Origin of the sequence: Comamonas koreensis (assembly GCF_014076495.1) — a bacterium.
Taxonomy (GTDB): domain Bacteria; phylum Pseudomonadota; class Gammaproteobacteria; order Burkholderiales; family Burkholderiaceae_C; genus Comamonas; species Comamonas squillarum.
The window spans coordinates 3848616-3873508 of the sequence record NZ_CP043575.1; the positions used below are offsets into that span (position 1 = coordinate 3848616).

Annotated in this window: 24 protein-coding genes; 8 read left to right on the forward strand and 16 right to left on the reverse strand. The window is 57.6% G+C overall.

The window, feature by feature from the left end; all coding sequences use genetic code 11:
* The first annotated feature begins 215 nt into the window (after nt 1-215).
* Complete coding sequence (locus F0Q04_RS17425; protein ID WP_182342500.1) at nt 216-1178, forward strand: helix-turn-helix transcriptional regulator; 963 nt, start codon at nt 216-218, stop codon at nt 1176-1178.
* An 871-nt stretch (nt 1179-2049) separates the two neighbouring features.
* Nucleotides 2050-5319 (forward strand): DEAD/DEAH box helicase, encoded by a 3270-nt coding sequence (locus F0Q04_RS17430; RefSeq protein ID WP_332839211.1) that lies wholly within the window; start codon nt 2050-2052, stop codon nt 5317-5319.
* A gap of 341 nt (nt 5320-5660) precedes the next feature.
* On the opposite strand, the gene F0Q04_RS17435 is transcribed toward F0Q04_RS17430, so the two are convergent.
* On the reverse strand, nt 5661-6527 hold the full coding sequence (locus F0Q04_RS17435; protein WP_182342503.1) for an ImmA/IrrE family metallo-endopeptidase: 867 nt from the start codon (nt 6525-6527) through the stop codon (nt 5661-5663).
* Nucleotide 6528: 1 nt separating this feature from the next.
* Nucleotides 6529-6855, reverse strand: coding sequence for a helix-turn-helix domain-containing protein (locus F0Q04_RS17440; RefSeq protein WP_182342510.1), 327 nt, complete (start codon nt 6853-6855; stop codon nt 6529-6531).
* Nucleotides 6856-7725: 870 nt separating this feature from the next.
* On the opposite strand from F0Q04_RS17440, the gene F0Q04_RS24345 reads away from it, so the two are divergent.
* The 4 genes from F0Q04_RS24345 to F0Q04_RS17460 are packed head-to-tail and all read left to right on the forward strand — an operon-like array spanning nt 7726 to nt 12071.
* The gene (locus F0Q04_RS24345) at nt 7726-8610 is read left to right on the forward strand and encodes an SAVED domain-containing protein (RefSeq protein ID WP_420093988.1); all 885 of its coding nucleotides are present in this window, start codon (nt 7726-7728) and stop codon (nt 8608-8610) included.
* Nucleotides 8611-8637: 27 nt separating this feature from the next.
* A complete protein-coding gene (locus F0Q04_RS17450) occupies nt 8638-9879 on the forward strand; it encodes a nucleotidyltransferase (protein WP_182342516.1) in 1242 nt (413 codons plus the stop codon).
* Nucleotides 9836-11593 (forward strand): ThiF family adenylyltransferase, encoded by a 1758-nt coding sequence (locus tag F0Q04_RS17455; protein WP_182342519.1) that lies wholly within the window; start codon nt 9836-9838, stop codon nt 11591-11593. The genes F0Q04_RS17450 and F0Q04_RS17455 overlap by 44 nt, the downstream gene beginning before the upstream one ends.
* 7 nt (nt 11594-11600) lie before the next feature.
* On the forward strand, nt 11601-12071 hold the full coding sequence (locus tag F0Q04_RS17460) for a Mov34/MPN/PAD-1 family protein (protein ID WP_182342522.1): 471 nt from the start codon (nt 11601-11603) through the stop codon (nt 12069-12071).
* Between the two features lie 152 nt (nt 12072-12223).
* Here F0Q04_RS17460 and F0Q04_RS17465 read toward each other — a convergent pair whose 3' ends face one another.
* The 3 genes from F0Q04_RS17465 to F0Q04_RS17475 form a co-directional block, all read right to left on the reverse strand.
* The gene (locus F0Q04_RS17465; protein ID WP_182342525.1) at nt 12224-14005 is read right to left on the reverse strand and encodes an alkaline phosphatase D family protein; all 1782 of its coding nucleotides are present in this window, start codon (nt 14003-14005) and stop codon (nt 12224-12226) included.
* Between the two features lie 11 nt (nt 14006-14016).
* Nucleotides 14017-15090, reverse strand: coding sequence for a DUF4062 domain-containing protein (locus tag F0Q04_RS17470; protein ID WP_198424329.1), 1074 nt, complete (start codon nt 15088-15090; stop codon nt 14017-14019).
* Nucleotides 15091-15650: 560 nt separating this feature from the next.
* A complete protein-coding gene (locus F0Q04_RS17475) occupies nt 15651-16877 on the reverse strand; it encodes a tyrosine-type recombinase/integrase (RefSeq protein WP_182342532.1) in 1227 nt (408 codons plus the stop codon).
* Nucleotides 16878-17384: 507 nt separating this feature from the next.
* Here F0Q04_RS17475 and F0Q04_RS17480 point away from each other — a divergent pair.
* Nucleotides 17385-17816 carry a thermonuclease family protein gene (locus F0Q04_RS17480; RefSeq protein WP_182342535.1) on the forward strand — a complete coding sequence of 144 codons (432 nt, stop codon included), beginning with the start codon at nt 17385-17387 and terminating at the stop codon, nt 17814-17816.
* Nucleotides 17817-17818: 2 nt separating this feature from the next.
* Here F0Q04_RS17480 and F0Q04_RS17485 read toward each other — a convergent pair whose 3' ends face one another.
* A complete protein-coding gene (locus F0Q04_RS17485; protein ID WP_182342539.1) occupies nt 17819-18196 on the reverse strand; it encodes a hypothetical protein in 378 nt (125 codons plus the stop codon).
* 164 nt (nt 18197-18360) lie between these two features.
* On the opposite strand from F0Q04_RS17485, the gene F0Q04_RS17490 reads away from it, so the two are divergent.
* Nucleotides 18361-18561, forward strand: a complete 201-nt coding sequence (locus F0Q04_RS17490) for a hypothetical protein (RefSeq protein ID WP_165841105.1) — start codon at nt 18361-18363, stop codon at nt 18559-18561.
* Here F0Q04_RS17490 and F0Q04_RS17495 read toward each other — a convergent pair.
* From F0Q04_RS17495 to F0Q04_RS17540, 10 genes are all read right to left on the reverse strand, one after another.
* A complete protein-coding gene (locus F0Q04_RS17495; RefSeq protein WP_182342542.1) occupies nt 18558-19214 on the reverse strand; it encodes an SOS response-associated peptidase in 657 nt (218 codons plus the stop codon). The two genes, F0Q04_RS17490 and F0Q04_RS17495, sit on opposite strands and share 4 nt — an antisense overlap.
* Nucleotides 19215-19330: 116 nt before the next feature.
* Nucleotides 19331-19870, reverse strand: a complete 540-nt coding sequence (locus F0Q04_RS17500) for a hypothetical protein (protein WP_182342544.1) — start codon at nt 19868-19870, stop codon at nt 19331-19333.
* The gene (locus tag F0Q04_RS17505) at nt 19867-20169 is read right to left on the reverse strand and encodes a DUF6527 family protein (protein WP_232539328.1); all 303 of its coding nucleotides are present in this window, start codon (nt 20167-20169) and stop codon (nt 19867-19869) included. The genes F0Q04_RS17500 and F0Q04_RS17505 overlap by 4 nt, the downstream gene beginning before the upstream one ends.
* Nucleotides 20170-20177: 8 nt before the next feature.
* On the reverse strand, nt 20178-20810 hold the full coding sequence (locus F0Q04_RS17510; protein WP_182342547.1) for a glycoside hydrolase family protein: 633 nt from the start codon (nt 20808-20810) through the stop codon (nt 20178-20180).
* Entirely contained in the window at nt 20807-21127 is a 321-nt protein-coding gene (locus tag F0Q04_RS17515; RefSeq protein WP_232539388.1) for a hypothetical protein, read from the reverse strand. Before F0Q04_RS17515 ends, F0Q04_RS17510 begins: the two co-directional genes overlap by 4 nt.
* A gap of 86 nt (nt 21128-21213) precedes the next feature.
* Entirely contained in the window at nt 21214-21756 is a 543-nt protein-coding gene (locus F0Q04_RS17520; protein WP_182342555.1) for a hypothetical protein, read from the reverse strand.
* Between the two features lie 9 nt (nt 21757-21765).
* On the reverse strand, nt 21766-22461 hold the full coding sequence (locus F0Q04_RS17525; RefSeq protein ID WP_182342556.1) for a hypothetical protein: 696 nt from the start codon (nt 22459-22461) through the stop codon (nt 21766-21768).
* Between the two features lies 1 nt (nt 22462).
* Nucleotides 22463-22789 (reverse strand): hypothetical protein, encoded by a 327-nt coding sequence (locus F0Q04_RS17530; RefSeq protein ID WP_182342559.1) that lies wholly within the window; start codon nt 22787-22789, stop codon nt 22463-22465.
* Nucleotides 22790-22827: 38 nt separating this feature from the next.
* On the reverse strand, nt 22828-23904 hold the full coding sequence (locus tag F0Q04_RS17535; RefSeq protein ID WP_182342562.1) for a hypothetical protein: 1077 nt from the start codon (nt 23902-23904) through the stop codon (nt 22828-22830).
* A gap of 56 nt (nt 23905-23960) precedes the next feature.
* Entirely contained in the window at nt 23961-24893 is a 933-nt protein-coding gene (locus tag F0Q04_RS17540; protein ID WP_182342565.1) for a hypothetical protein, read from the reverse strand.

The window sequence follows — 24893 nt, forward strand, 5'->3', positions numbered from 1 at the left end:
GCGCCAGACAACAAACTGCTGAAGGCCAAAATTAACCACAAAACCATAAGCGACACAATTCGTCGCACCGCCAAGGATGGTGCCATCCATAACACCAAAACAATCCAGCCCCATGCCTCCAGAACTTGAAGCCCTGCTGTATTGCCGCTTGGACACCTCGACCAAGGTGCAACTGTGGAACGCCTTCACCGGCCAGCCCGTGTCAAACTAACGCCATGCCCCAGCGCCCTGACACCTACGAAACCGTGCTGCTCGCCGTGGAGTTGCTGCGCCGCATTCCACGTAGCCACAAGATCACCGCCGCCGAGTTGCACCGCCAGCTCAAGGATGCTGGCTTGGAGCGCACCGAGCGCACCATCCAGCGCCAGTTGGAAATGCTCTCACGCCACTTCGAGATCGAGCGAGACGACCGTAGCAAGCCCTACGGCTACAGATGGCGCGAGCGCGCCCAGCACCTCGCCGTGCCTCATCTCACACCGCAGGAATCGCTGTTGCTGCAACTGGCCGAGGAGCACCTCAAGTACCTATTACCCGCACGGTTGATGCAATCGATGAACAGTTTCTTTACCCAGGCTCGGCGCAACCTGGGCGGCAACTCCAATGCTCGGCTAGAGCGCGAATGGCCGCGCAAAGTGCGCGTGGTCGCTACTGGCCAGCCCCTGTTGCCCCCCACTTATGCCCCCGGCGTGCTGGAAGAAGTGAGCGACGCGCTGTATGCCAACCAATGGCTTGATCTGGACTACAAAAATGCCTCGGGTAAGCACCAATCCATCAAGGTCATGCCTTTGGGCTTGGCCCAGCAGGGCTCGCGTCTTTACTTAGTGTGCCGGTATGAAGGTTTTGACAATGAACGCAGTTTGGCATTGCACCGCATCCGGAAGGCGCAGAAGTCCACCCTGACTTTCGAGCGGCCGGCGGAATTCGATTTGCAGCGATATGACAACGACGGACGTTTTGGATTCGGCGAAGGAAAAAAAATTCGCCTCAAGTTCTGCATTCGGCACGAGGCGGGATTTCATCTGATGGAGACGCCACTCTCTAAGGATCAGCAGGTGCGGAAACTAGAAGAGGGATGGCTGGAAATTACCGCTACTGTCGTAGATAGTCTTATGCTGGAGCAGTGGATGATGGGCTTTGGTGACAGGGTCAAAGAAATTCACAAGGAGCTATTGAACTGAACTGACATAGATTTTCGAGTACACATCGGCTGCTGGCAAAAAAAGATCTCATCACCGCTTCCGCCTACCGGCAGGCATGCTGACAAGATCTGAACTGGCGCTTTCACCTCGGGAAAATTCTGACTGCGGAGCTCACCATCCCTTGCAAGACCTGAGCATCCACACCTCGGACTGACCAAATGCCGTGCTCATCCCAAATTGCTTTAGCTCCATAGCCTGATGCCCATGATGGCAAGAGTTCGCGTCCGATCAGCAAAAGCGCTTTGGTGTCCGCAAGCTGCTCTGCGCCAAACACACTTGACACACCATGTTCCGGATTTCTCAGCTCTACTCCAACGACCCACATCCAGCAGGATGAAGTCTGGTGTTTTCCACTTGCCCGCTCCAGTCGCAAAAGCATATTGCCACCAGCTTGAATCAACTGATGCGTATCCTCCAGCAGCGCCCGATTCAGTGCATTTTGAATATGGACATCAAATCATGGAAGGAGCGCGGCCAGCCAGGTAGACACCCGGCGTGTCACTGCGGTTCAACTGTTGGCCGCAGGGCTGCTGTCGTTTTTCACCACCCCTGCCGTTGGCGAAGCCATACCCGCGTTCTCGTGGATACCCACTGGGCTAGCCGCTCGATTGCGCGGTTCGCCGCATACCGGCTCGAAATTCAGATTTGGGGTATGGCGAGAGAGGTGCATCAATTTGTTTCGCCATCCACTTCGTTAACCCTGAGCAACTGCTCTGTATGAAGTTGGCTCTATTACCCCGACCTTCGTTAATGGACGCGACTCACGGCGTGATTAGCGGGGTGCTACAACTTGATTTACGATTAGGCACAAATTAGAAAAACCCGTCCAACCGTCCCCTTCGGAGGAACCGTGATCCAACTAACCGTGCCGCCCGTGAAAGGCGTGGAGGCCAAGACTTTGCGAGGCAATATTGCTCAGCTTGCACACCCCTCTACTATTGTCGAAGGTACGTTATCAAAGATCACGGTGGCCTCGAGAACGGGATGGAAGCTGACCCGCTCTGATGGCGGCGTGCTGTATGTCATTCCTAAAGCACCGCAGGCGAGCCAGATGCCAAAAGACGGTCCCGTTCTACTTGGCAATCTCGATGAGGAGTCGTTCGAGGTCGACTTGAGTGAAAGCAAATGGCTTTCCCACCCAGACCTAGGCGCATGTCCCACGCCAGACCAGATACGCGACAGTTGGTTTGCCGCTTTCAACTTCGTTGGCGAAGACCAACTGCGCGCCAGACAAGTCGGCCTTCGACGCCCTCAATTGGGGGCACTCCACGCAATTCATTCGCATTGGTCCACCAAGAGCGATGTTGCGACTATCGTCATGCCGACCGGCACAGGCAAAACAGAGACGATGTTGGCCACCATGATCTCTGCGCAATGCAATCGCGTTATGGTGATTGTGCCTACAGACGCGTTGAGGACACAGATCGCATCAAAGTTCTTCACACTGGGCATTTTGAAGGATTCACGCTCAGTGCTGCTCGCAGCATGCGTGCTGAGGCCAATAGTCGGCACGCTTGAAAAGCGGCCCACGACTATTAGTGAAATGGACGACCTGTTCAGCCGGTGCAATGTCATCGTGACAACCAGCGCACTTGCAGGGAAGTGCAGCCCAGAGGTGCAGGCCAGGATGGCCGAACTCTGTACCCACCTGTTTATTGATGAGGCCCATCACGCTGCCGCACCGACCTGGCACAACTTCAAGTCCGTTTTCAAGGCGCGGCGGCGGCACGTTTTACAGTTCACCGCAACGCCATTTCGCGAAGACGGCGCACCTCTGGACGGCCAGATCATCTACGTTTATCCAATGAGGCAGGCGCAGCGAGAGGGATACTTCCGGGCCATTAGGTTTAGCTCGGTGTATGCCTTCAATAGCGCAAGAGCCGACCGCGATATTGCCGCCAAGGTCATCGAGGAACTCACTGCCGACATCACAGGGCTGCATGTCGCCATGGCACGCGTGTCGACCCAAAGTCGGGCTTCACAAGTGCTCGCGATATACCAGGAGCTTGGCAAGTTCAATCCTGTAATGCTGCACAGTGGTATGTCGAAAGGCGACTTACAACAGGCACGCAGCCAACTGGACCAACGCAAGTCGCGCATCGTCGTCTGCGTCGATATGCTTGGGGAAGGTTTTGACATGCCGGAGTTGAAGATCGCAGCTTTTCACGATCTTCGCAAGAGTCTGGCGGTGACGCTGCAATTGGCTGGTCGCTTTACACGCTCTAGAGAGGACTTGGGCGATCCAGTGTTTATCGCAAACATTGCCGACGTTAACCTCCGTGAAGAACTCCGAACTCTCTACACGCAAGATCCCGATTGGAATCTTCTTCTTCCAGATCTGAGCGAAAGTGCAATCGGGCAGGAACTGGAGGCGCAACGCTTCATTGGTGGGTTCGACAACCAACTGGACGAGATCCCGATAAATGAGATCAGACCAGCCGCAAGCATGGTGGCCTACCGGACACACTGTGCCCAATGGAAGCCCTCTGAGCACAGCAAGGCGTTTCCTGGGCTGGCCGAAGGCGAAGATATCTACCCCATCCTCAACGAGAAGGAGCAGATCCTCATCATCATCGCGGCTAAAAGGCAAGGCGTGGCATGGACAGCCGTACCGGCCGTTGAGGGATTGGTCTGGGAGCTTTGCATCGCCGTCTGGGACAAAGAGCGGTCACTACTTTTCATCCATGGCTCAACGAACACGGGCAACTACGCGCAGTTTGCTCGCGCCTTGTGCGGGGATGATGTTGAGCTGATCCAAGCGCCTGACGTCTTCAGGGTGTTTTCGGGTATCAATCGGTTTATGTTGATGAATGTCGGCCTTGATGAGCAGTTTGGTCGCCAAGTTCGATACACCGGCCGCATGGGGCCTGACGTGGGGGAACGCTTGACCGATGCAACCTTGGAGACGACCACAAAAGCCGTTCTCGCCGGTTTCGGCTTTGAAAACGGCGGCCATACTTCTATCGGTGCGGGCAAGAGGGGACGTATCTGGGCATCTTTACGGCTGAAGGTCAACGAATTTGCCGCCTGGTGCAAGCACGTCGGCGCCAAGCTCGTCGACGACAGCATTGACCCTGAAGAGGTTTTAAGGGGCACGTTGATACCCCGGCTTGTGAGTGCGCGGCCGAATTCAGTGCCAGTAGGTGTGGACTGGCCAGTGGAGTTGCTCGACTTGGTGGAGTCGGCGACGAAGATCTCTTTCGTCCACACCGTTGAGGAGCATCTGACGAACGTCAGCATCGAGATTCGGGACTTCAACTCAACCGGTCCACTTGTCCTGAGAATATTCAACGAAGCGCGGGAGGTTCAAGTCCGCCTTAATTTTATTATGCGTGGCGAGGCCGCCGACTTCGAATTCGTCTACGAAGGCGTTGCGACCGCAAAGATTCACCGCGGGCGGGATTTTGACCTTTGTGCCTATCTGACCGAGCATCCTCCGACGATCTGGTTTGCTGACGGATCGAAGCTGGAGGGCAACACGCATGTCGAACTGCGCACTTCGGCGCGATTGTACTCACCAGACCGTTTGGAGGTACTCGATTGGACGGGCATCGACATTACCAAAGAGTCACAAAGAGAGGAACGTCGTACTGACTCCGTTCAGTACCGAACGATCGAGCACATCAAGGCGGAAAGCAGGCACGAGATAGTGTTTGACGACGACGGCGCAGGCGAAGCTGCGGACATCGTTGGTATCAGCCTGGACAGCCAGACCCAGCCCCGACTCATCATGGTAGATCTCTATCACTGTAAATACTCAGGCGGAGACACTCCCGGGGGGCGCATCGACGACATGTACGTTGTCTGCGGACAAGCTCAGCGTAGTGTCATGTGGCTTCACAACAAGGAGCGTCGTACGGACCTTTTTGCACACCTCCTTAAGCGAGAAGCGGCTCGTGTGGAAGGCGGGCGGCCGACACGCTTCGAGATCGGCTCCAAAGACCGCTTGGCCCAAATCCGTGATCTCAGCCGAACCTGTGCCATTAAATTGAGGGTTTACATTGTCCAGCCTGGCTTATCCAAGACGGGAGCCGCTGAACATCAACTTGCGCTCCTGGGTGTGACAGACCGATTCCTCTCCGAGACATACCAGACCCCTCTCAAGGTGTACTGCGGCTAGACTGATCGTACCAAAACGGCATTGACTTCACTGTTGAGCTGTACACCTCAATCATAGGCTGCCGTACGCTGACATTTGGCGGAACGACTGCAACTTGAGCGAAAGTGTGCGTTCAAGGACGCAGGGTGGATGACGCCTCCTGTTGCAAACTGACCTCCGGCATGGCAGTTCCAGGCTGGATGCAGTCGCTCAACTTTTGCGCACAAATGACCGCTGATGAACACAGCATTCACTGCAAGGTGCTTTGACTGATGTAGTGGTCTGCACCTAAAGGCTTTCACTGGATTAGAGACTGGTTGAAGGCTTTGAACTATTCACTTGGTTGATTCACGCGGCTCATTTCAAGCATTGCTCCACTCCTTGGGCTCCCATACCTTGTCACCATTAGACAAACTCAATAGAGTCAGCGTGTAACCATAGTTTTCACAAACAAGCTTCATTTCCTTGGCGACGGCGTCGCGATGTGCGTGCTTAAACCAAGTGTTCAAACTGATTGGGTCACCACTGCGGTTGGACGCAATCGTCTCATCCGCGGCGAGGGACCCTGGAGGAAGCTCAACTACGCGGCCTTTGGTTCTGTAGAACGCGCCATTGGCTCTGGCCTTGTCGGACGAGATCGCCCAATCCATGAACCCATCCCTCGACAAGATGAGGACGGCGCTTTGTTCCGTTGAGCGTATCCAACGCAGCGCGGTTGCGGTCAAGGACGCGCCGAACTTGCTTGAGGCGTCGGAAAGAATGTCGAAGTCAATGTCCGAAGTCGAAGTGCACGCACGGAACTGCTTCATGGGCATCAGCAGGTTCGATGCGAAGTCATCGGCCTCTGCTTCGATCGACCTCATTTCGGGTCCCCAGTGCACCATGTCCGCCTGAGAGCACTGAAATTCCTGCTGTGCAAGGCGGTGAACAAGGTAGTGCCCAAGTTCGTGGGCTTGGGTGAACCGAATCCGCCCTTCGGACGTCATGTTGCGGTTATACAGAAGCGCCCAGCCCTGATCTTCAACGTGAAAGAGGCCACCTTCAAAAGATGGGATGTCCGCAGCCACGACTTTGAAGATGGGGTCTGGCCACTTGAGTTCCTTGCCCACATGAAGCGCAAGCTGCTCGACATCGACAGGGAATCGTTGCAAGCCGGCTGCCGCAGCGGCGTCAAGCCAAAGGGTGAGCCGTATCGCGGCGGTCGCGGGCGTGAAAGTCGCCTCGGTCATGTCAGGACTTTTTCAGCACGTCCAGGATCTGCCGCAGCTTTTCCTTAGCCTCTGGCTCCAGCTTGGAGTAGCTGCGGAAGAACTCCTTGTCCTTGTTGGATTCCTGCGGCGTGTCAATCGTGTCGTCCAGGAAGAAGGACACATCCTGTCCAAGCACGTCCGCTATCGCCTGCAGCTTTTCCGCTGACGGCTTCTGGGATTCTCGGTTTTCCAGCTCCCAGAGGTAGCTCTTGCTCAGCCCGGCTCTACGGGCTGCCTCCTCGAGCGTCAGGTTCACCTTCGGCGAAGTCCGGCACGCTCGAAGTTTCTCGCCAAGTTTTGACGCCATCTTGCGCTCTCCTTCTAGACAGCCTTCAATTGTATCGCTATACCGAACTTTCTATAAGCAAATCCCGATCAAAAATTGCGTCTTCAAATGTTCGCTATACCGAACTTCCTGTTATGCTACGTCGTAGTTCGATTCTTGGGGCAATGAATGAGCACACCGATGGTTGGAGGTTTGACCGATGACGAGCTGGCCGCGGCCTTGCGCGCCCGAGCAGCGGCGGGCGAGCCTCATGTCCTGGTGATTGCTAACAAATTCAGCACCCGGATGCTCACAGCCGCAACTGCGTCGCCCGTTGCATGGAGTGATCTGGGCGTTGGGGACATCGGTTCTGACGCGCTGAAGGCGTTGGAGGCGGCTGCGAAGCGGCAGCAAGTCCAATGGATCGAAACCTCCGAATCGAATGTGGGTGAGGTGGACCACGCTGCGTCAGGCCCAGCCATTCGGACTGTTCCCACCCAGATGCGTGCTTGGTGCAAGGAACGAGACAAGATCACAGGAACATCCGGCCGCCATGGGGAGGTCGACACCGCAACGCGCTTTGAGGTCGCCTCGCTGGCCGGTTGGCGTTGCCAGTTCGATGGTTGCGGAGAGGACCTGCGCCATCACTTTGTGCCAGGGGCCACGGGGAACTATAGCTACTTCGCGCACATCGTGGCCTCGTCCGAGGATGGCCCTCGTGGTGATAAGGTGAAGTCGCCGCTTCTGGCGAATGCCCCGTCGAACATTATGCTGATGTGCGACAAATGCCACCGCCTGATCGACCGCGTAGCTCCGAAGCGATACAGCGCTGACTATCTCAACGAGATGCGTCAGCGCAACGTCGATGAAGTTCGTCGGCTGCTGAACACGCTTCGCTACCCGGCAGCCCAGATGCTGGTCATCGGCGGCAACATCGAAGGGCAGTCATTCGCTTTTGATGAGCGGATCGCGGAAGAGGCCATGTGGTTACGTCAGCTGCGCACCGGAGGGGTGCGTGCGGAATGGTTCGCTCGCAATGGTCCGCATCTCGGTGCATCGAACTCGGATGGCTACTGGCTGAGCCTGTTCCAACTGCTCAAGAATGACAGGCCGAGATTGGCGGGCCTGCTGGACGGGACGGTGTACGGTGGTGCGCCACGACCGCCGCTCGCGGTCTTTCCTGTGCATGGCACCTCGGTCTTGGTCATGTCGGGGCGGCTCATCGGAGACTCCGGCAGTGCCCACATTTTCCAGTTTCATCGCGATCAAGTGAGCGGCCAACGCGGTGGACAGTGGACTTGGCTAGAGACAGAGCCAGTACCAGCCAATGACAAATTCAAGGTTCAGGTTCACCGTCATGCCAACGGCGGTGAAGCCGAGGCATGCCTGCGGATCAATTTGACCGCAGCGGTCCCGGCGTCCGATTTGCCTGCACACTTGTTTTCCGATGGGAAACACGAATTGCCGACGATTGAGATCACGGTTGACAGTCCGAGTCACCGTGTCATGGGGCACCCCGCCGATCTTGATCTGTTTGGACGCGCTGTCGACCAGGCGCTGCAGAAGCTCCAGGATGAATGGCGGGTGTCCAAAGTACATCTGGTGCTGATCGCGCCAGTGTCTGCTTGTTGCCGTGTTGGGCAAAAGATGCAAGCCCGTCACCACGCCGAGTTCATCCTGTACGAACGCAAGCCCAGCACTACGCCCGGTGCGCGCGGTGAGTTTGCCAAGACGATTGCGATTTCTCCCACCGAGGTGACCCTGCTGTCGACCGGCGAGTCCCTTTCCATCTCGTAAACAAGGTCGGCACAAAGGTACTTCATCATGACTACGAACCCGCCAAACAACATTACGTTCACCACTCGCTTGCAGAAGTCTCTGGGCATGACACGAGATGCTGGCCGTTGGGAGCAACTCATCATGTCCTTGCTTCAGCGACTTGAACTCGACAAGGTCGATCGCGCCAAGGCCATCAAGCAATACGAACTCTTGGCAGATGACATCGCCACCAAGTTGGATATTCCGCGCCACAACGTGGATGTCTATTCGCAGGGATCGATGCGCACCCAGACCACCATCCGCCCCCGGGGCAACGCGAAGTTCGACATCGACATCATGGTGGAGCTGTCAGGCCCGAAGTACAACCATCCCAACTCGGAGGCGATGTTTGAAGAGTTTGGGAAAGCCCTTGAGGGCAACGAAGAAGTTACCGGTGACCCAGATCCGCGGCGTCGTTGCTGGCGACTGCAGTACCCGGGAGAGGCGTTCTACTTCGATGTGACGCCGGCGGTGGCGGACATGTACAAGACCTATGGTGCGGGCCTGCGGGTACGAGACCCGGACACGGTCTGGAGTCCCTCGAATCCGAAGGAATTTGCTGATTGGTTTTGCGAGCGCGCCGATCTGCGGTTTTCGTTTCAGGAGAAGACAGCGCTGGCAGCAGTGGTCGAGGCGCGTAAGTCGATCGATCCCGTACCCAGCGATCCGGTAGGCATCGACGACATGCTGCGTCGAGCTGTGCAATTGGTGAAGCTGCATCGTGACAACTTCTACTTCTACGCGAGCCCCGATCAGAAAGACACGATGCCGATCTCGGTCATCATCGTGACCCTGGCGACCCAAGCGTTTGAGAACATCTGGCGAACCAGGCGTCACAGCTTCAATTCGCCTATTGAGGTGGTGCTTGCCATCGTGGAGGAGATGCCCGACTACATCAAGCGTGATGCAGCAGGTCGCTTCTATGTGGAGAACCCGAAGCTCTCCACGGAGAATTTCGCGGATCGTTGGAATAGTGATCAAGGGGCCCGTGCACGCGAATTCAAGCGTTGGCACAAGCAACTGGAGACGCACCTCGAGGCACTGTTCACAGATGAGTATTCCAGAAGCACTGAAGAGAAGCTGCGCGGCGTGTTCGGGCAAGCCGGGGTTGATGCGTGGCGCGACAGTCTCGGCAGTTCGACCGAGTCCACGCCGCTGCTCAAGAGCTTGGTTGTGGCATCTGGGGGGCAGGTGGCCAATCCGAATGTTGCAACGCCTGTCAGCCATCGCACCAACACGTTGGCGTAAGGGGGTCAAGGTGCCGACCATGCCATTATTTTTAGCCGCGATCGGCATGGTCACGGCGTGGTTTGACGGACTCGGGCCCAGCGCTGCAACGCGATGCCCGGACAAGGAGTCGGAGCAGCGTTGTCGCGTCTGGCGTTTGGCAGAAGGTGCGCCGGTACTGAATGGCGCCGCGCCATTGCTGGTGCTTCAGCACGATTTTCCGCTCACGCCTGCCCGCATCGAATTGGACCGGAAGTTCTGTTTGCAGCTGCCCCACATCGAGGTAGATGGCCATTTCTGCCACGGTGTCGAATTCGACTCGGCAGACGTCGCCACCCCGGTGGCGGCAGTCGGTCGTGTTTTGGCCAGGTTTTCCGACTTCCTCGATCGATGCGCCGATCCAGGTTGGGTGGAGGCTGAATTCAGTCGGGAACGTCAAGACTACTGGGCCCGCTATGCGGCTGGGGCCAAAGCACCAGCCAGCTATCGCACGGTAGAGCTGTTGCTGGATGCCGATGTGAGAATTGACGAACCACAGGAGGCTGCTGCGCTTTCTCTTGGGGACGGCCGGGCCCTCGCCACGACGTCTACGACGGAGCCGGAGCGTGTGACAAAGGCCAGAGCATGGCCATTGGGCGGCATCATTCGTGGCGGCGCGCTGGTGATGAAGGTGCCTACCGCCGAACGATGGACGCCAAGTGTTTGGCCGAGGAGTTTTCACGAGCTCGATGAACTCCTTTCGCAACTCAATGGCTCTGAGGGAAAGCTGAGGAATTGGTACCAGGCGCGTCGTTGGCCGAACAAGGCGCCCGTGTTCGTGGTGCTCTTGCAGGGCCCGGCCGTGTACGGATGGCGGATAGTGCCGCCGCAGGTCGCACGTCAAGTCGAGCCGGCCCTTGTGCCCATCGACGTCACCCGTGTCGACAGGCAATGGAGCCTGTCTCGAGATCATCGGGCTGAGGGCTTAGCTCATCTTGCCACCAAGAAGGTGGTGGTGCTCGGATGTGGCTCGCTGGGTGCGCCGTTGATTGAGCTCCTGGCGCGCGCAGGCGTCGGAACCATTGAGGTGGTGGATCCGCAGACATTTGAGCCAGAAAATATCTCACGTCATGTGCTCGGTGCGCCACATATTGGCCTCGGGAAAGCTGCATCACTATGCGCGCGATTGCGACAAGCCATCCCAGGGGCTCAACTCGAAGCTTTCGGTGAAAAGACCATGCAGTGGTGTGCCAAGGCGGATCAACGGCCGCTGCCGGATCTCATCGTAGATTGCACGGGCGAGCGCTCCGTAAGGATCGGCATTTCATTGCTGCGGAAGCAGGTGTTGAAGGACACCCCTGTCTTGATGGCGTGGATGGAGCCATTTGGCGCAGCGGCTCATGCCGTCCTGATCTATGGCGGCGATGCGTGGCCTGCTTCGGACCCCGTCGATACAGCGGTCAATGTTGCGACTTGGCCAGACGATGTTCAGGTTGACCTTCCCGGATGCGGCCAGGGCTTTCATCCGTATGGTGTTGCCGACGCCTGGAGTGCGGCAGGTATGGTGTCCGAGCGTGTACTGAAAATTCTGAACGGCGAACAGGTGTCCTCTGGGACGTGGTCCATGATTCGTCATGAAAGCTACTTCAGGAGTAAGTCGCCTTCGGTGACCTTTAACCGTTCACCACCGGTTCCCGTGGGGGTAGATTCGGTCATTGAGCATCGCCCGTTGGCAGAGGTACTGCAAGGTGCCTGAGCCGCTAGTGAAGTTTGCACTGCCTGGCGCGGAGTGGAGTCTTCAGTTTGACGAAGCCGCAGTCTCGATGCTGCAGAGGAGGATGCAGCGCTGGTCACGTTCAAAAGAGTCCGTGGGTCAGCTATTCACATATGACCTCACGGCGTCAACCATCGTGATCTCGAAGGTCACCTCGCTCAAGGCGAGGCATGCGTCTTGGTCAAGCGTGGCGTTCGATCCTATCGAGGCGATGCGGCAACGACAGGATTTGCTTCAGGAAGGTTTGTATTGCATTGGCCTTTGGCATACCCACCCTGAGGCGATGCCCAGCCCCTCCGGCACAGATGAGAGACTTGCGGCAGATCATGCGCGCGCTGCCATTTCTGTTTTGAATGGGTTCGCTTTTGTCATTGTCGGAAATCGACCTTTCCCAGAAGGGTGGTATGTTGGGTTTCACGACACGGCTCGTTTTCTTAAAGCAGACTTTTCTCGTTCGTGATGATTTCTTGATGCGGGAACAGCTCTACGAACAGGCGCAATGACCAGCCCCTTGGAATGCATTATTTTTCAAGGGACCTAGTCTGCAGTACTGTTCATCAATTGTTTTTCTGATTCTGTTTTATGAGCCCATCTAGCCGCACTTAAACGAACTTAGGCAATGGGAGCCACTGCAATCAAGTGGTTTGAGAAACTTGTCTCAGTTTCACATCGCCAGGTTGCCCAAAGCTTGCACCCTTCGGCGGACCCAAGATCTAGCTCCAAGGCAAGCCAGTTGCGCGCTGCCATGACATGAGTGTCATGACCTGGAAACGTCATGACTTCAGCGACATACTGCACATCGATGTTTTGAGGCTTCTTGGCATTGGAGTTCAACCAAGCAAGAAACAACCGTTCTGTCACCCCCATCAGCGATGGGTGAACAACGGCAGACGACGTAAATTGGTGCATTTGCGACCACGTTTCTGAGGCGGGCAGATCTTTGCGGTAGGCCGTTCCCCATGCTGCAACATGCACATCCCCGGAGACCAGTGAAACCCGAATCTTCTTGTCGCGAGCAAAACTAGATAGCACCTCGAGCAGTCGCTTGCGCTCCCCCTCATGGTCATCATGGGACCAGTGATCTTTGAGATCGTCGGCGTTGCTGTCGGTGACATGGTCCTGGCCGAATTTATCCAAAAACAGTTCTGCCAAAGGCAGCTTTGGGTGCACTACCGGCACGGAGGACATGAACAGCAGGTGCTGACATCCAGTCTTCGGTTGCGGCCCAGCGCCTCCAGACTGCAGATTGCCAGTCCATTCCTTGATTTGCCGCCACGTATCCGATCCCATGACCTGGGTTCGAGAGCGCTCCGTGCGCAAGTCGGCAGCAACGACAGCTACTGGCCCGATCGAGTAGGCGGACGTAAATCCTGGTTGATTGTCAAGCAGCGGCAGCGCTAGCGAGTCCTTAGCAAGCACCTTGCTCCATGAGATAGGCTTTAGCAGAGGATCCTGACGGGTGAATCCTGCCGGCGTTGTGTCCTCCAGTTCAGGCAGATCTTCCAGCGCATGTTGCATCTGGAACACCCAGAATGCCCTACGTGCGTGGCGGAAGAGTGTTTGAAATAGCTCGCAGTTCTGCATCTCGCAGCTGTATGACCCCCAGCCGTCAAAGATGTCGTGGTCGTCCCACACCATGATGGTTGGCATGGACGCCATCGCTGCCCCTGCATCAAGCGCAGCCGTCGCGGAGGACCATGGCTGCCTCTCAATGGGGAGCCATCGTTGTTTGTACAGGCCGAAATAGTAGGCCTCAATCTCCCGTTCGAGAGGCTTGCTGACCTTGAAGTTCAGTTGGGCCTGGCGAGGCAGGCCAACCCATTGCCGCAGTGCTTTGATGTCTTCCCAGATAGAGTCAAAGTAGATCTGATCGCCGCCCATGAGCATTAAGTGAAAACGCTGCAGGCCTTTGTTGTGAATGCGCTTCTCATGCCACAACTGTTCCTTGTCCAGCAGCTTGACTTCTCCCTCCCCAGGCTTTCTGCGTAGTTTGCGATCATGGCTGTAGAGCAGGTCCTCCCACACCGCATCTGACTCTCGGATGATTTTCCTCATCACCGCAGGGTCAGAGAATCCATTGCACGATACATAGGCCATGCGCGGAGAGAAATCCTTGCCAGGCACCGTCATGCTCCAGGTCAGCCCGCCCGAGATACCGTAGCTCACCGTGCGCTCATCCTTCAAGACCTTGCAGGAAAGGTCGTAGCGCAGATAGCGCTCGCCACGCGTTGACAACAGCTCCGTAGGTGCAGGACATATCTTGCCATCGACTTGGAATTCCGGAATCTGTGCATCTCCCTTGAGGCCAATCAGTGCCGTTATTCGCCAAGCATCCCCTTTTCCGATGCCGCGGAACGACAGCACCGGCCCTAGCAGTAGATCCTTTTCATTCATGTACAGCCTCCTCAGGCATTCATTTCTTTCGCTACTACCTTAACGATTCGAGCGCGAGAAGCCGCCCTGCGCGCCACCAGCGCTGCTTCACCGGTTTGTTGCAACCATTCAAAAAAACGCTGACTCGCGTGTCTCGTCTGGGAGTCGTCTCGGCAATTGGCCAAGAAGGCAAATTGCACTTTCTGCACGTCATCGGCCACGAACACCCCAAAGGGGCCGCTTACCACCGTTGCGTCTGGAAATCCCAGTAGCGACGTGGCCTGGGTTTCCGTCGCACCGCGGTGACACGCAATCAAGTGCAACGGCCCGTGCGCAGAAGTCAGTAGCTTGACACGTTGGTAATCTTCCAGGAACGGCCGCCCCACCAGCTCGCGCGCTGCTGCCACGCTGAACGAGGCCGGAATCGCGTGAACCACTACCGCTACGTCCTTACCACCCAGGTTGACTACCACACCGCCATCCACCGCCTTGGCGCCCTTGAGTCCGCCCAGAGCCGCTTTGAGTGTTGTCTCCATGGCTGTTTTTCGTTGACGGAAGTCGAGCCGGGTCCAGTCCAGGGCGGCGCCAACATCGAATCGCGTCGATGCGCCGGCCTGCACCCCCCGCTGCGTCAGCGTTATAACGGCATCCGAGAGCGCCTCGAACACGCGCTTTTTGGCATCGGCGACGGTTTTCACCTCGCCGCCCCGGAAGGCGGTCTGCCGCGAGAGATAGTGCTGGAAGCGCCGATTGCGCTCGCCTGCCGGCCCCTGAGCGTCGGCCATAGTAGGTAACGCCACCAGGCGCACCTTGGCCTGCGCCGCGCGAAGGCCCTCCATGTACTCCGCGTGACAGATACCGATGTCCTGCTCGCCCGCAGCCCAGCCTGCATTACCGTTGGATAGCACGATAAGCACATCGCAGTCGCGCACGGCCTGCAGACAGGCATCCCAGCTATCCTGCGTGCCTTCGGCCGGCGGCGCGTCTTCGTTGATCCAGACGTCAAACAGCTTTCGTCCCAGCACCTCGGCTGATTCGATCTCCCTTTTCAGCTCTTTTCGCAGATCGGTCAGATTGGTCTTGCTACCTGCAGGAAAAGCGTCCATACACCGGCTGGAGAGCATTACCCGAATAATAGATTTGGCCAAGAAGCGCTCCTGTTGTTGTATTCAAAGACGATGCGCAACTAAATGCCGGAAGGTCTGTATCCGTCTTACTAACCAGCATGCTTGGAGGGCGCCGGTCTTCTCGGGTAGCCTACGCTGCTCGATGAAGAGTCCGGTCATACACTTCCGACAGTCGCTTTTGCTTACAAGCGTATCAGAACTTTGGTTGGCCATGCTTTATGACTAACCCATTGAAGCTCACACTGAAAGAAGTATTGAGTCTTCTTGGATCCATGCAGAGTTGCAGGAGCACAGCCGACTCAGCACCGGGGTGATTGCAATGCGCACTAACGAGCCACGGAAATCGCCCCGACGCTCCAAGAAGCGCAGTGATGAGATCCGTTACCGTCGGGTGCTGAGCAGAAGGGAGGGGCCAAGTGCGCCGAACTTGGCGGAAGTCGATCCACTAACAGGAGCAGCGCCATGTCGCTGGGCGAAAAAATACTCTTCAAGAAGCTTGATTTGAGCGTCCGCTTTCGCTGCAAAGCAGCCCACCAAGGCTATCCCTTTGCAGCCTCACCCAAACGCAGTTGATCCAAGTAATCAGCCCACCGCTGAACCATTTCAAAGCGCTTCGCCAAGTATTTCGTACGGTTGTAGCTACGGCCGTTGGAGTCCTTCACCATGTGCGCCAGATTTGCCTCAATTGCCAAAGGATCCAAATCCAGCTGATCAACAAGCATGGTGCGCGCACTTGCGCGGAATCCGTGCCAGCTCTGCTCAGTCCCAAACCCAAGACCATACAAAGCGCTTCGCACGGAGTTATCTGACATTGGGCGCTCATGGTCACGCTGTCCGGGAAAGACGTAAAGACTACGCCCTGTCAGCTTCTGCAAGTCTCGCAGTAGCTCCACGGCTTGCGTTGGCATAGGCACTACATGTGGCTCACCGTTGGCTTTTTCCTCCACCGTTCGCTTCATCTTCGCGCTCGGAATCGTCCATGTGGCAGCATCCAAGTCGAGCTCCGTCCACTCCATCATGCGCAAGTTTCCGGGGCGCTGATAGAGCATTGGCGCCAGCAACAGCGCTGTACGGACAATCGGGCCACCCTTGTAGGCATACATAGCCCGAAGTAATTCACCAAAACGCTGCGGCTCAACAATTGCAGGGAAGTTCTTGCCACGATAAGGTAGCAATCGACTTTTCAAGCCTTCGGTGATATCCCGTTGATCATTTCCAGCGGTTGGAAGCCAGTAACGCCATATTTGACGAACAAGCATCAGACCTCGATCCGCCGTTTCTATAGCACCCCGCTCTTCCACTTTTTTAAGAACGGACAGGAGTTCCATTGGCTCAATGCTTTCCATTTGTCGATCACCGATCCATGGAAATAAATCTCGTTCAAGCTGGCGTTTGGTACGTTCAGCGTGGCTGGGACTCCATGTCCCCACTTGCTTGGCATGCCACTCCAATGCCACAACCTTGAACACGCTTCCGTCAACTGCCAAGCCCTTGAGCTTTTCCATTTTTCGAGCCTGAACAGGATCGACACCTTCCGACTTCTTCAATTTGGCAATATCACGCGCCTTGCGAGCCGCCGTCAGAGAGACCGTCGGATAGCTACCCAATGCAAGCTGCTTTTCCTTATTTTGGATTCGGTACTTGTAGAACCACCGCTTGGAGCCATTCGGACTCACCTGCAAGTAAAGCCCTCCGGAATCAGCAAACCTCGCTTGTTTGCGATCAGCGGGGCAACTGGCGTTTCGGCATTGCACATCGGTCAACATGGGGTATGAACTCAATTGGCTAAGGGGTACAACGCCCACCTGACGCATACCCACGGGGGTACAAGTGAAACGCTAAAAGGCCCATGTAGCAAGGCCTAGCGCCAATCAGGGGGTACAGATTGGCTGAAGTATATGTGAAAACAGGATTGCACCCCCACTCGTACCCCCATCATCCTCCGGCTGCCAGCGAACGACAATGAACCATCTCGAACCATAACTCATTGATTTAACAAAGAAAAAAGGCGTTCACTGAACTTCAGTGAACGCCTTTAAACGTTATGGTGGTGGAGCTGGCGGGAATTGAACCCGCGTCCGTATCAGCATCCATGCGGACTGCGAGAGATCGGTGTGATTTCGGTGTGATTTAAGCTCCTCCGCACCGGGCTCAGCAAGAGTGATGCTCTGTCTGCTGCTCCATGCCTAACCGGCAACATTACACCCCTTATATGTGTCATTTTGCAACCACCTATATTGAATTGACACGCGACCTCTAAAGCACAATACCTAATGCTCTCAGCTATAGCCATATGCCTGATCGTCGGCATCTCCGACGGCGACACCCTCACTGCCCGCTGCGGCGCGCCGGGCGCTTATGAGCAGATCAAGATCCGCCTGGGCGGGATTGATGCGCCAGAGAGCCGCCAGCCGTTTGGGCAGAAGTCCAAGCAGAACCTGTCAGATCTTTGCTTCCAGGCGCAGGCTGAGATCACCCCAAAGTCCAAAGATCGCTACGGCCGTACTATCGCTGATGTGCGCTGCGGCGGTCTCGATGCTGGCCAGCACCAGGTCGCAACGGGCATGGCTTGGTACTACGTGAAGTACGGCAAGGGGTATGAGTGGCTGCAATCCATTGAGGAAAGCGCCCGTGTCTCTGAGCTTGGAGTATGGAGTGAGCCCAACCCAGTTCCGCCATGGGACTGGCGCAAGTCAAAGCGGTAGCCCTACCTCGGCCGGTCATTCGCATATGGAGGCTGCTTCACCTTCGCGTACTCCCTATCAAGCCAGGCCGACATCCCGCGAAGCGCCGCAGCGACCGCCGAAGGATTGCGCCCGCAAATCCAAGTCTGCGGCCACCGGCTGAACTCCCCTTCATCCCACTGCTCACCACGCAACAGCATGGTGCCGTCATCTCGCTTCTTCCAGACTTCAACCTGCTCCAGCGGGTAGGTCATGAGCTTCATGAGTTCGGCGCGCTTGTAGATCCCGGCCTGGCAGCCGTTGAACGGCGTGATGGTTGATAGCACCACACCAAAGGTCGGCGCCCTGCTTCTCAAGAGCGAGGAGCAAAGATACGTGCCGCAAAACTGCAGCTGCAGCACGTATAGGTCCACCCCAACCCTAGACCTACCATCAAGATCTGCTGGCGTTCCAGGGCTTGCCACGGTCCTGTAGTAGCCCGGAAGATCCTCTGGCTCAAATTTCCTGACTGCTTCCATTGCTCGCTCCAGTTACTGTATAAATATACAGTCTTTTGGAGGTGTCTATGTTTCAATCAAGATACTGGCGGTGGCACATCAAGGATGGGGATGATTGGTCCGAGACCAAAGAGCACGAACGCTGGGATGGTATCAAGCTGGATCGGCCAGAGGCCATGCCGGTCCTGGGCACTATGGTGCTGCACACCGTTACGGTTGCGGTGGACAAGGATCTGTACGACAGCCTCGCCCCCGATATTCCGTTTTAGGCTGGCCCGGCCGCGAACACTTCGACCGGTGCCAGCCTCAGCAGCGCCTGCGCGTCCTTGATCGAGCCTTCCAGCCACTGATCCACATCGGCCAACTCAATCGGGATCACGCTTCGCTTGTCTTGCTTGTCAGCAGCGAGCTTCGGGTCTGGCTTGTGCATGCGGTTCATCAGCGGGTGCTCATCTGCATTGAGCGTGAGCATGGTGTAGCTCTCGATCAGCTCGCCGGTCGCTGGATCCTTCCAGGTGTTCCACAGCCCCGCCAAGCCCCACGGGTCGCCGTCGGCCCGGGCAAACCTCCACCACACATTTTTCCCGCTCTCCCAGTTGGGCTCATCAAAGGTGGTCGCTGGGATGATGCAGCGCTGACCGCGCTTCCACGGGTCTTTGAAGCTGGCCTTATCCGCCACCTCCTCGGCACGGGCGTTGTTGGTGCTGTACTTGATGTCAGGTGTCTTGCTGAACCAGGGGATCACGCCCCATCGTCCCACGGCCAGCTCCTTGCTGTAGCCAGGATCATCCACGGCGCGCCGGATGAACCCGCCGGGCGAGCGCGGGAATACATCGCGGGCACCCAGGCCCAGTTGCCGGGGGTTCAGCCGCCAGTACTGCTGGATGTAGCCTTCGTCTGGGGAGTGGTAGCGATTGCACATTGAAGCCTCCTGGCGCCAAGGTACAGGGGCACGCATCCGGCTGGTGTCATCCGAAACCCTGTCTGAAATGAAAAAACAGCCTCCCCAGTGACTTAGTGGCACTGGGGAGGCTCTTTCTATTTTTGGCTGCAGGCTTGGTCGCTTTCGTCACCGGTCAGTCGGCGCTCGATGTTCACCTGGTCGCACAGCGCGGCTACTTCGGCATCCCGCCGCCTAAGGTCGCCTCCGAGGCTTGCGACCACGCCGAGGCCTTCTGCAAGCTGTCGGTCGAGGGCTGCGGCTTTATCTGCAAGATCGCTGCGGGCAGCGGCGTCGGCTTGGGCTTGCGCACGATAAGTGGCGGCTCGGCTGTCGGTGTCGTGGTGCAGCCGCTCAGCACGGGCAAGCTCAGCGCGCACATCAACATCAATGCCAGTCTTGAGGTTCGCCAGGCGGTCGGCGTTGTAGATCGTGTCTTGGGCATGCTTGCTTTCCTTGATCGCGGTTTGGGTTTCGTCAGTTCTGGCAGCTTCGGCGCGGGTGGCCATGCCCTGGGCCTGCTCGGCGCGCAGCTCGGCGATAGTCTTGCTGGCCTGCCAGCCTTTAACCACCCAGCCGGATGAGAAGGCCAGCGCGGCGATGATGGCTGCCAGAATGAGCTTGATTTGCGGGTTCATGGCGCCACCCATTCAGTCCACTCTGGCAGCGCCACCGTTTGGCCAGCCAGCTCATGGGTGCAATCGCCCAGAAACTGGATACGGCCATCCGTCACAAAGGAATGGCACACAGCAGGCGGGGCGCCATCTTGACCGGCATCCGCGCCCGGGTAGGTCACCAACACCGATGGCGTAAGCGTCGGCTTCTCCAGGGAGCCATTCCAGCCCCAGTTGGGCCCGAAGTCGCTGCCGTGCTGGACTGCGTGCGAGGTTTTGCACCCCGGGCACTTAAAACGCAGCAACTCATCGTCTTGTCGCATCACTGGTTTCATAGCCCCACCTCGCAGATCTCGCCGTTGGCATCGCCCCGGGCCTGCAGGCCTGGCAGCACCACTGACACCCCATTGACCGTGCCGCGATTCCAGCGCGGGTTCTCTCGGCATGCGCCCACCACATCGCCCGCATTGGCCTTGCGCAGCAGGGTCGAGCTGTACAGCGCACCCTCGCCCTTGTTGTGGATGAAGTCGATGAACACGGCCTGCTGCAGAGGCGTGTAGGTGGTCCAGAGGCGGAACAGGCCCATGGCCGTGCGCTCTGCCGCCAGGTAGCGGCTGCGCTCCAGCGCGTAGCAGTCGGCCGGCGTGTAGTACCGGCCAGCCACCACGGCGCGGCCCGTGATGCCGTTACAGACCGTCAGGGGCTGGCCCTTGCCCAGCTTGTCCACGTAGGGCGTGCCAATGTGGCGGTAGCTGCTCTCGTAGTAGCTACCCATCACCATGGCGATCTTGACCGCCCGCGATGTGCCAGAGTCAGCGGCCACGGCCTGGATGTACTGGTTCTGCTCGACCATGGCCTGGGCTGCGGCCTTGTCGCGCTCCAAGGCCACGTAACCGCCACCGCCTGCTGTCAGAACGGCCAGCGCCATCAGGCCGGCGCGCATTGCGTTTGGAATCTTGCTCATGACAGGTCCGCCCTCTGCGTCTCGCTCATCTGGCGGTACTCGTCCAGCGTGATGATGCGCGGGCCCAGCCGTGGCTTGATCCACCCCCAGCGCTCAAAAGCTGGCCGCCACAGCTTTTTCCAGAACCACTCGCAGATGAGCAGCACCGTATAGAGTGCGGCCACGATAGAAGCGATGGTTCCCCACGGGATGGAGTTCACCCAGTACCAAGTCTCAAAACTGGAATTGATGGTGGCCGCCTGGGCTATCTTGTCTGCCACATCGGCTTGCGCAGCCGTGGCCAACGTCACCGCACTTGTCGCCTTTGCAATCGGCATGCTGATGTCTGTGCTCTGCATCGAGAGACTCCCTCAGAAATAAGAAAACCCGCCGAAGCGGGTTGTGTTGTGTGTTGTGCCGAGGGTTACAGCGCCTGGGCGTAGTCGAAAAGCTCGAACAGATCCGCCTCTGTCAGGTTAAGGCCCGCCGCCAGCGCAAGTACCGTCGGGCTGTCCGACTCGATAGCTGCCGACCCCTGCCAGTCCACAAGGGCCCTATAGCGGTTCACCTCATCGGGGATCAGGCTGATTTGCGCCTCAATGTCTTCGTTCTTGATGCCCTTCATGTCGAACAGCGCAAGCAGAGCCTGGCGCTTGGTCACGGTCACCCGCGCAGCATCCCGGGCGGCCTGCTCGGCAGCCAGGCGCTCGGCCTCAAGCTGGGCCAGCTCGCCGTCATCCAGCGGCACAACCTCCCACTGCTGCAGGTAGCCGTCGTCTGTCTCCAGCGGCTCCACTGGCGCCGCCTTATGCGTGGCTGGATCAAACTCTGGCGGATCAGTCGGCGTGATGAGCACATAGCGATCCGGCGCCTCAAAGGGCACGGGAAACGACATGTTATGGGCGTGCCTGGCGATGATGTCTGCCGGGCTCAGCCCGAACTCTCGGGTTTCTTTGTCGAGGTACATGCACCCTCCTTATCGGGTTCGGCCGAGGATCGAACCAGCAGCCAGAATGTTGACGTTCGCAATGCCGTCGATGGCATATCCAGCAAGAGAGCCAGTAGCGGGACCAGTCCGACTCTGCGATTCAAAAGAGCCGCTTGTGCTCCCGTCATTGCCAGTCGCGCCCTGAATTCCTATTGCTCCACCAGACCCGCCAGAGCCGCCATAAGCAATACCCTGGGTAGATCCGCCGATGGCTGGACCACCAACAGTTTGCGATGTGCCAGAATTACCTGAGCCGGCATTCAGCATCACAGGCGGATCAGCACCATTGAATCCCGCCCCAATCCCGCCAGAGCCACCATTGCCGGTTCCAGAGTATCCAGTGCCTCGGAAGATGTAGACGGTCTGTCCAGTGCCACCCTGGCCACCACCACCGAAGATGACTCCGCCGGCGTTGTCCAGGTTGAACTTGCTGGAGGCGACGAGGCCTGTGCCGCTGTTGTAGACACCCCCAATACGGCCGCGATTAATCACAGTTAGAAGGTAGTCCGGAATATTCGCAACGGTGATCGTGGCCACATCCACACCAGCATTGATGGTGCAGTACAGGGCCTCGAAGCCAACCCAACCCGCAGAAATAGCAAGAGCCCGAATATCCGGGCTCCTGACGCTGGCCGCTATGGTGATGTACACCGGGCCTTTAATGAGTGGTGGTCGGTACGCCATATCAGTAGTTCGGCAAGTAAGAGCCCAGCCACTGCTCAGCCCCAGTGGATTGCGGCCGGCGGAACTGGAAGATGTGAATCTTGCCGGTTTGCAGGTTCTGCGGGGCGAGGCCGCCAACCCAGCGAACGGTAGCGGGCCAGGACAAGGTGCCGGAGGACAGATTCACCTCCAACTCAAACAGCATGCAGTCTGCGGGCCGGTTGTTGAAGGTGAACGCTACCGCGCCGGCCACAGTCGCATGAAAGTACGTCCGCTTAGAGAGGTCGCACACCCCACCGGTTGCCGCCAGAGATAGGGGAGCTTGTGCTTGTTGTGCTGCTGATGACATTTAAATGCCCTTCCATTTCTTTGATCGAAGCCCTGGCATCAGTACCAGTCCCCAGTAGCGAAGAGATAAGCCCGCACATTTATGCTGCCACTTTGCGGCGAATACCAATGATTCGCCCATCGGTCGGTTAGAAACTCTGCGACATAAACCTGCGACGGCACTGGAGCTGCGGCGTAAACCAGCTGCATCTCAGTGGTCGGGGCAGAAATAAACGGCGCGGGAAACGTTGCATCGTGCCGTGCAGTGATATATCCGGGGCCGTAGGCGGTGGTAGCGCTCAGCGTCGCCACCACTTCCCGACAGCAGTGCTGCGTCCCATCGGCAAATCGTGTAAATCTTCCGTTCGCATTACTTCCCCGCTGGACTACAGGATTGCCATTCATGTTCAGCCCGCCAGTGAAGTTCTGCAGGGCAGTCCAAGTGTTGGCTGAGGCGATGGCCGGCTGCGCGGCGGTGTACGCTGTCACCCCGCTGATGCGCACCCAGTCATTGGATGCCGAGTCGTACTGCAGCATGATCTGCCAGTTGAGGACGTTCATCAGGTAGTCTTCGGCATCCCCGCAGATGGTCTTGCCGTTGCGCTGGATGTACGGAGTCAAGGTGCCGGACACGTTCACTGCAGCGACCACCATTCCATGGAACGGACTGGCCGGCAGTTGCAGCACCGAGCTACCCGAACTCATGCGGTACATGCCGCGATCCGCTGCCACAGTCGTACCTGCAGGGCAAGGGAACACCGTGAAGTCGTTTCGGCTCACCTCGCCCCAGTACGTAGAACCAAGGGCCGGGGCTTGGGTCGTCACATTGGCCAGGTTCAGCTTGAGATACCACAGCCGTCCCAGGTGGGTCACAGTGGCCGGCACATTCAGCGCCCCGGTTAGAGTTGACCACTCCCCTTTATAGTTTGCTGCTGCAAAGGCGCCATTTGCTGCTGTTTGCACATCGACAAGGCGCGCAGCGGCCGTCTCTGCGGAGGTATTCGAGTCGTTCGCACGCTGGTTGGAATACTCCGCATTGGTCTTGGCCGAATCAGCCACCGCTTTCACATCCCCACCCCACGGCGCCATCTGCGTCGTGAAGTTCTCTGCGGTCACGTTGAACGTGGCCTCGTCCATGTTGTTGTTCGGGACGGTGCCAAGGTCCCGAATCGGTGGTACTGCGACGATTGGCATTAGACAACCCCCTTTACATTCACTGTTATTGATGTGCTGACCGTGGTGTGCGGCTGCCATCCGATGCTGATAAAGCCCACCGTTGCGAGATAGCGATACTTGCCAATGGAGCTGGCATAGACCGAGACAGGCGTGTCCTTGAGCCGCTCAATGAGCGAGAACAGCCGATTGGCGTCCTCTGCATCGATGATTACGGGCAAGGACAGATTCACCGCTGAGCCACGGGGCACAACACGGAAGGTGCCGTCCTCGAAGTCCTTGCGATAGCTGTAGTTCTGGATCTCGGCGTTGGCCCCGTACTGGGTGCCCGAGGGCATGCCCACGCTGGTCATCCCGAAAGCCGTCCAGGTGCCGATCGACATCCAGCCAATCCCCACCGGTTGCGCCGGGTCGGCCGTCACGGTCACCGTGATGACGGTGGACGACTTGCTGGGGATGCTCTCGATGCGGAACGACTTGATGGCCGTCCGCTCTCCGAAGAAGTAATTCCACCAGCCAACACGCGGAAGGTTCAGCCCTGTATCGACAGGTGTGATCAGGTCCGGCCCTCCCACACCGTCGGTCACCGTGATCTGCAGGCGCTTTCCGGTGAGACCGTGGAGCGCGATGCCGGTGATGAATGGCACCTTCAACACATAGGTGAGCGAGCCCAGGCGGTTGACCTGGGTTGTCTGCACATAGGGGTCGAAGGGCGCCCACCGGTTTGACGGCCGCATGTCACTCCAGCTATTGGCGTCTTGGTCCGGTGGGATATTGAGATTGGGCGGGACATTGGCGCACTTGTATACGCGCTGCCCATAAACCCGTTCTGCATCTTTGGCGACAGCTACGCCTGCCGTCCAGGCCACCTCCCCGGCTGTCGTATCGACAGCGGGGATGGACCCGGCCAGCATCGAGCTGTCCCCAATCTGCTTGGGGACTAACACGTACAT

Bases quoted from the DNA above. Each gene is read 5' to 3' on its own strand.
- F0Q04_RS24345 (WP_420093988.1), top strand. From the start codon at position 7,726: ATGCTGGTCATCGGCGGCAACATCGAAGGGCAGTCATTCGCTTTTGAT.
- F0Q04_RS17525 (WP_182342556.1), bottom strand. From the start codon at position 22,461: ATGGCGTACCGACCACCACTCATTAAAGGCCCGGTGTACATCACCATA.
- F0Q04_RS17535 (WP_182342562.1), bottom strand. From the start codon at position 23,904: ATGGACGAGGCCACGTTCAACGTGACCGCAGAGAACTTCACGACGCAG.
- F0Q04_RS17470 (WP_198424329.1), bottom strand. From the start codon at position 15,090: ATGGACGCTTTTCCTGCAGGTAGCAAGACCAATCTGACCGATCTGCGA.
- F0Q04_RS17480 (WP_182342535.1), top strand. From the start codon at position 17,385: ATGCTCTCAGCTATAGCCATATGCCTGATCGTCGGCATCTCCGACGGC.
- F0Q04_RS17495 (WP_182342542.1), bottom strand. From the start codon at position 19,214: ATGTGCAATCGCTACCACTCCCCAGACGAAGGCTACATCCAGCAGTAC.
- F0Q04_RS17490 (WP_165841105.1), top strand. From the start codon at position 18,361: ATGTTTCAATCAAGATACTGGCGGTGGCACATCAAGGATGGGGATGAT.
- F0Q04_RS17425 (WP_182342500.1), top strand. From the start codon at position 216: ATGCCCCAGCGCCCTGACACCTACGAAACCGTGCTGCTCGCCGTGGAG.
- F0Q04_RS17475 (WP_182342532.1), bottom strand. From the start codon at position 16,877: ATGTTGACCGATGTGCAATGCCGAAACGCCAGTTGCCCCGCTGATCGC.
- F0Q04_RS17520 (WP_182342555.1), bottom strand. From the start codon at position 21,756: ATGTACCTCGACAAAGAAACCCGAGAGTTCGGGCTGAGCCCGGCAGAC.
- F0Q04_RS17440 (WP_182342510.1), bottom strand. From the start codon at position 6,855: ATGGCGTCAAAACTTGGCGAGAAACTTCGAGCGTGCCGGACTTCGCCG.
- F0Q04_RS17435 (WP_182342503.1), bottom strand. From the start codon at position 6,527: ATGACCGAGGCGACTTTCACGCCCGCGACCGCCGCGATACGGCTCACC.
- F0Q04_RS17505 (WP_232539328.1), bottom strand. From the start codon at position 20,169: ATGCGACAAGACGATGAGTTGCTGCGTTTTAAGTGCCCGGGGTGCAAA.
- F0Q04_RS17450 (WP_182342516.1), top strand. From the start codon at position 8,638: ATGACTACGAACCCGCCAAACAACATTACGTTCACCACTCGCTTGCAG.
- F0Q04_RS17540 (WP_182342565.1), bottom strand. From the start codon at position 24,893: ATGTACGTGTTAGTCCCCAAGCAGATTGGGGACAGCTCGATGCTGGCC.
- F0Q04_RS17455 (WP_182342519.1), top strand. From the start codon at position 9,836: ATGTTGCAACGCCTGTCAGCCATCGCACCAACACGTTGGCGTAAGGGG.
- F0Q04_RS17465 (WP_182342525.1), bottom strand. From the start codon at position 14,005: ATGAATGAAAAGGATCTACTGCTAGGGCCGGTGCTGTCGTTCCGCGGC.
- F0Q04_RS17530 (WP_182342559.1), bottom strand. From the start codon at position 22,789: ATGTCATCAGCAGCACAACAAGCACAAGCTCCCCTATCTCTGGCGGCA.
- F0Q04_RS17510 (WP_182342547.1), bottom strand. From the start codon at position 20,810: ATGAGCAAGATTCCAAACGCAATGCGCGCCGGCCTGATGGCGCTGGCC.
- F0Q04_RS17500 (WP_182342544.1), bottom strand. From the start codon at position 19,870: ATGAACCCGCAAATCAAGCTCATTCTGGCAGCCATCATCGCCGCGCTG.
- F0Q04_RS17515 (WP_232539388.1), bottom strand. From the start codon at position 21,127: ATGCCGATTGCAAAGGCGACAAGTGCGGTGACGTTGGCCACGGCTGCG.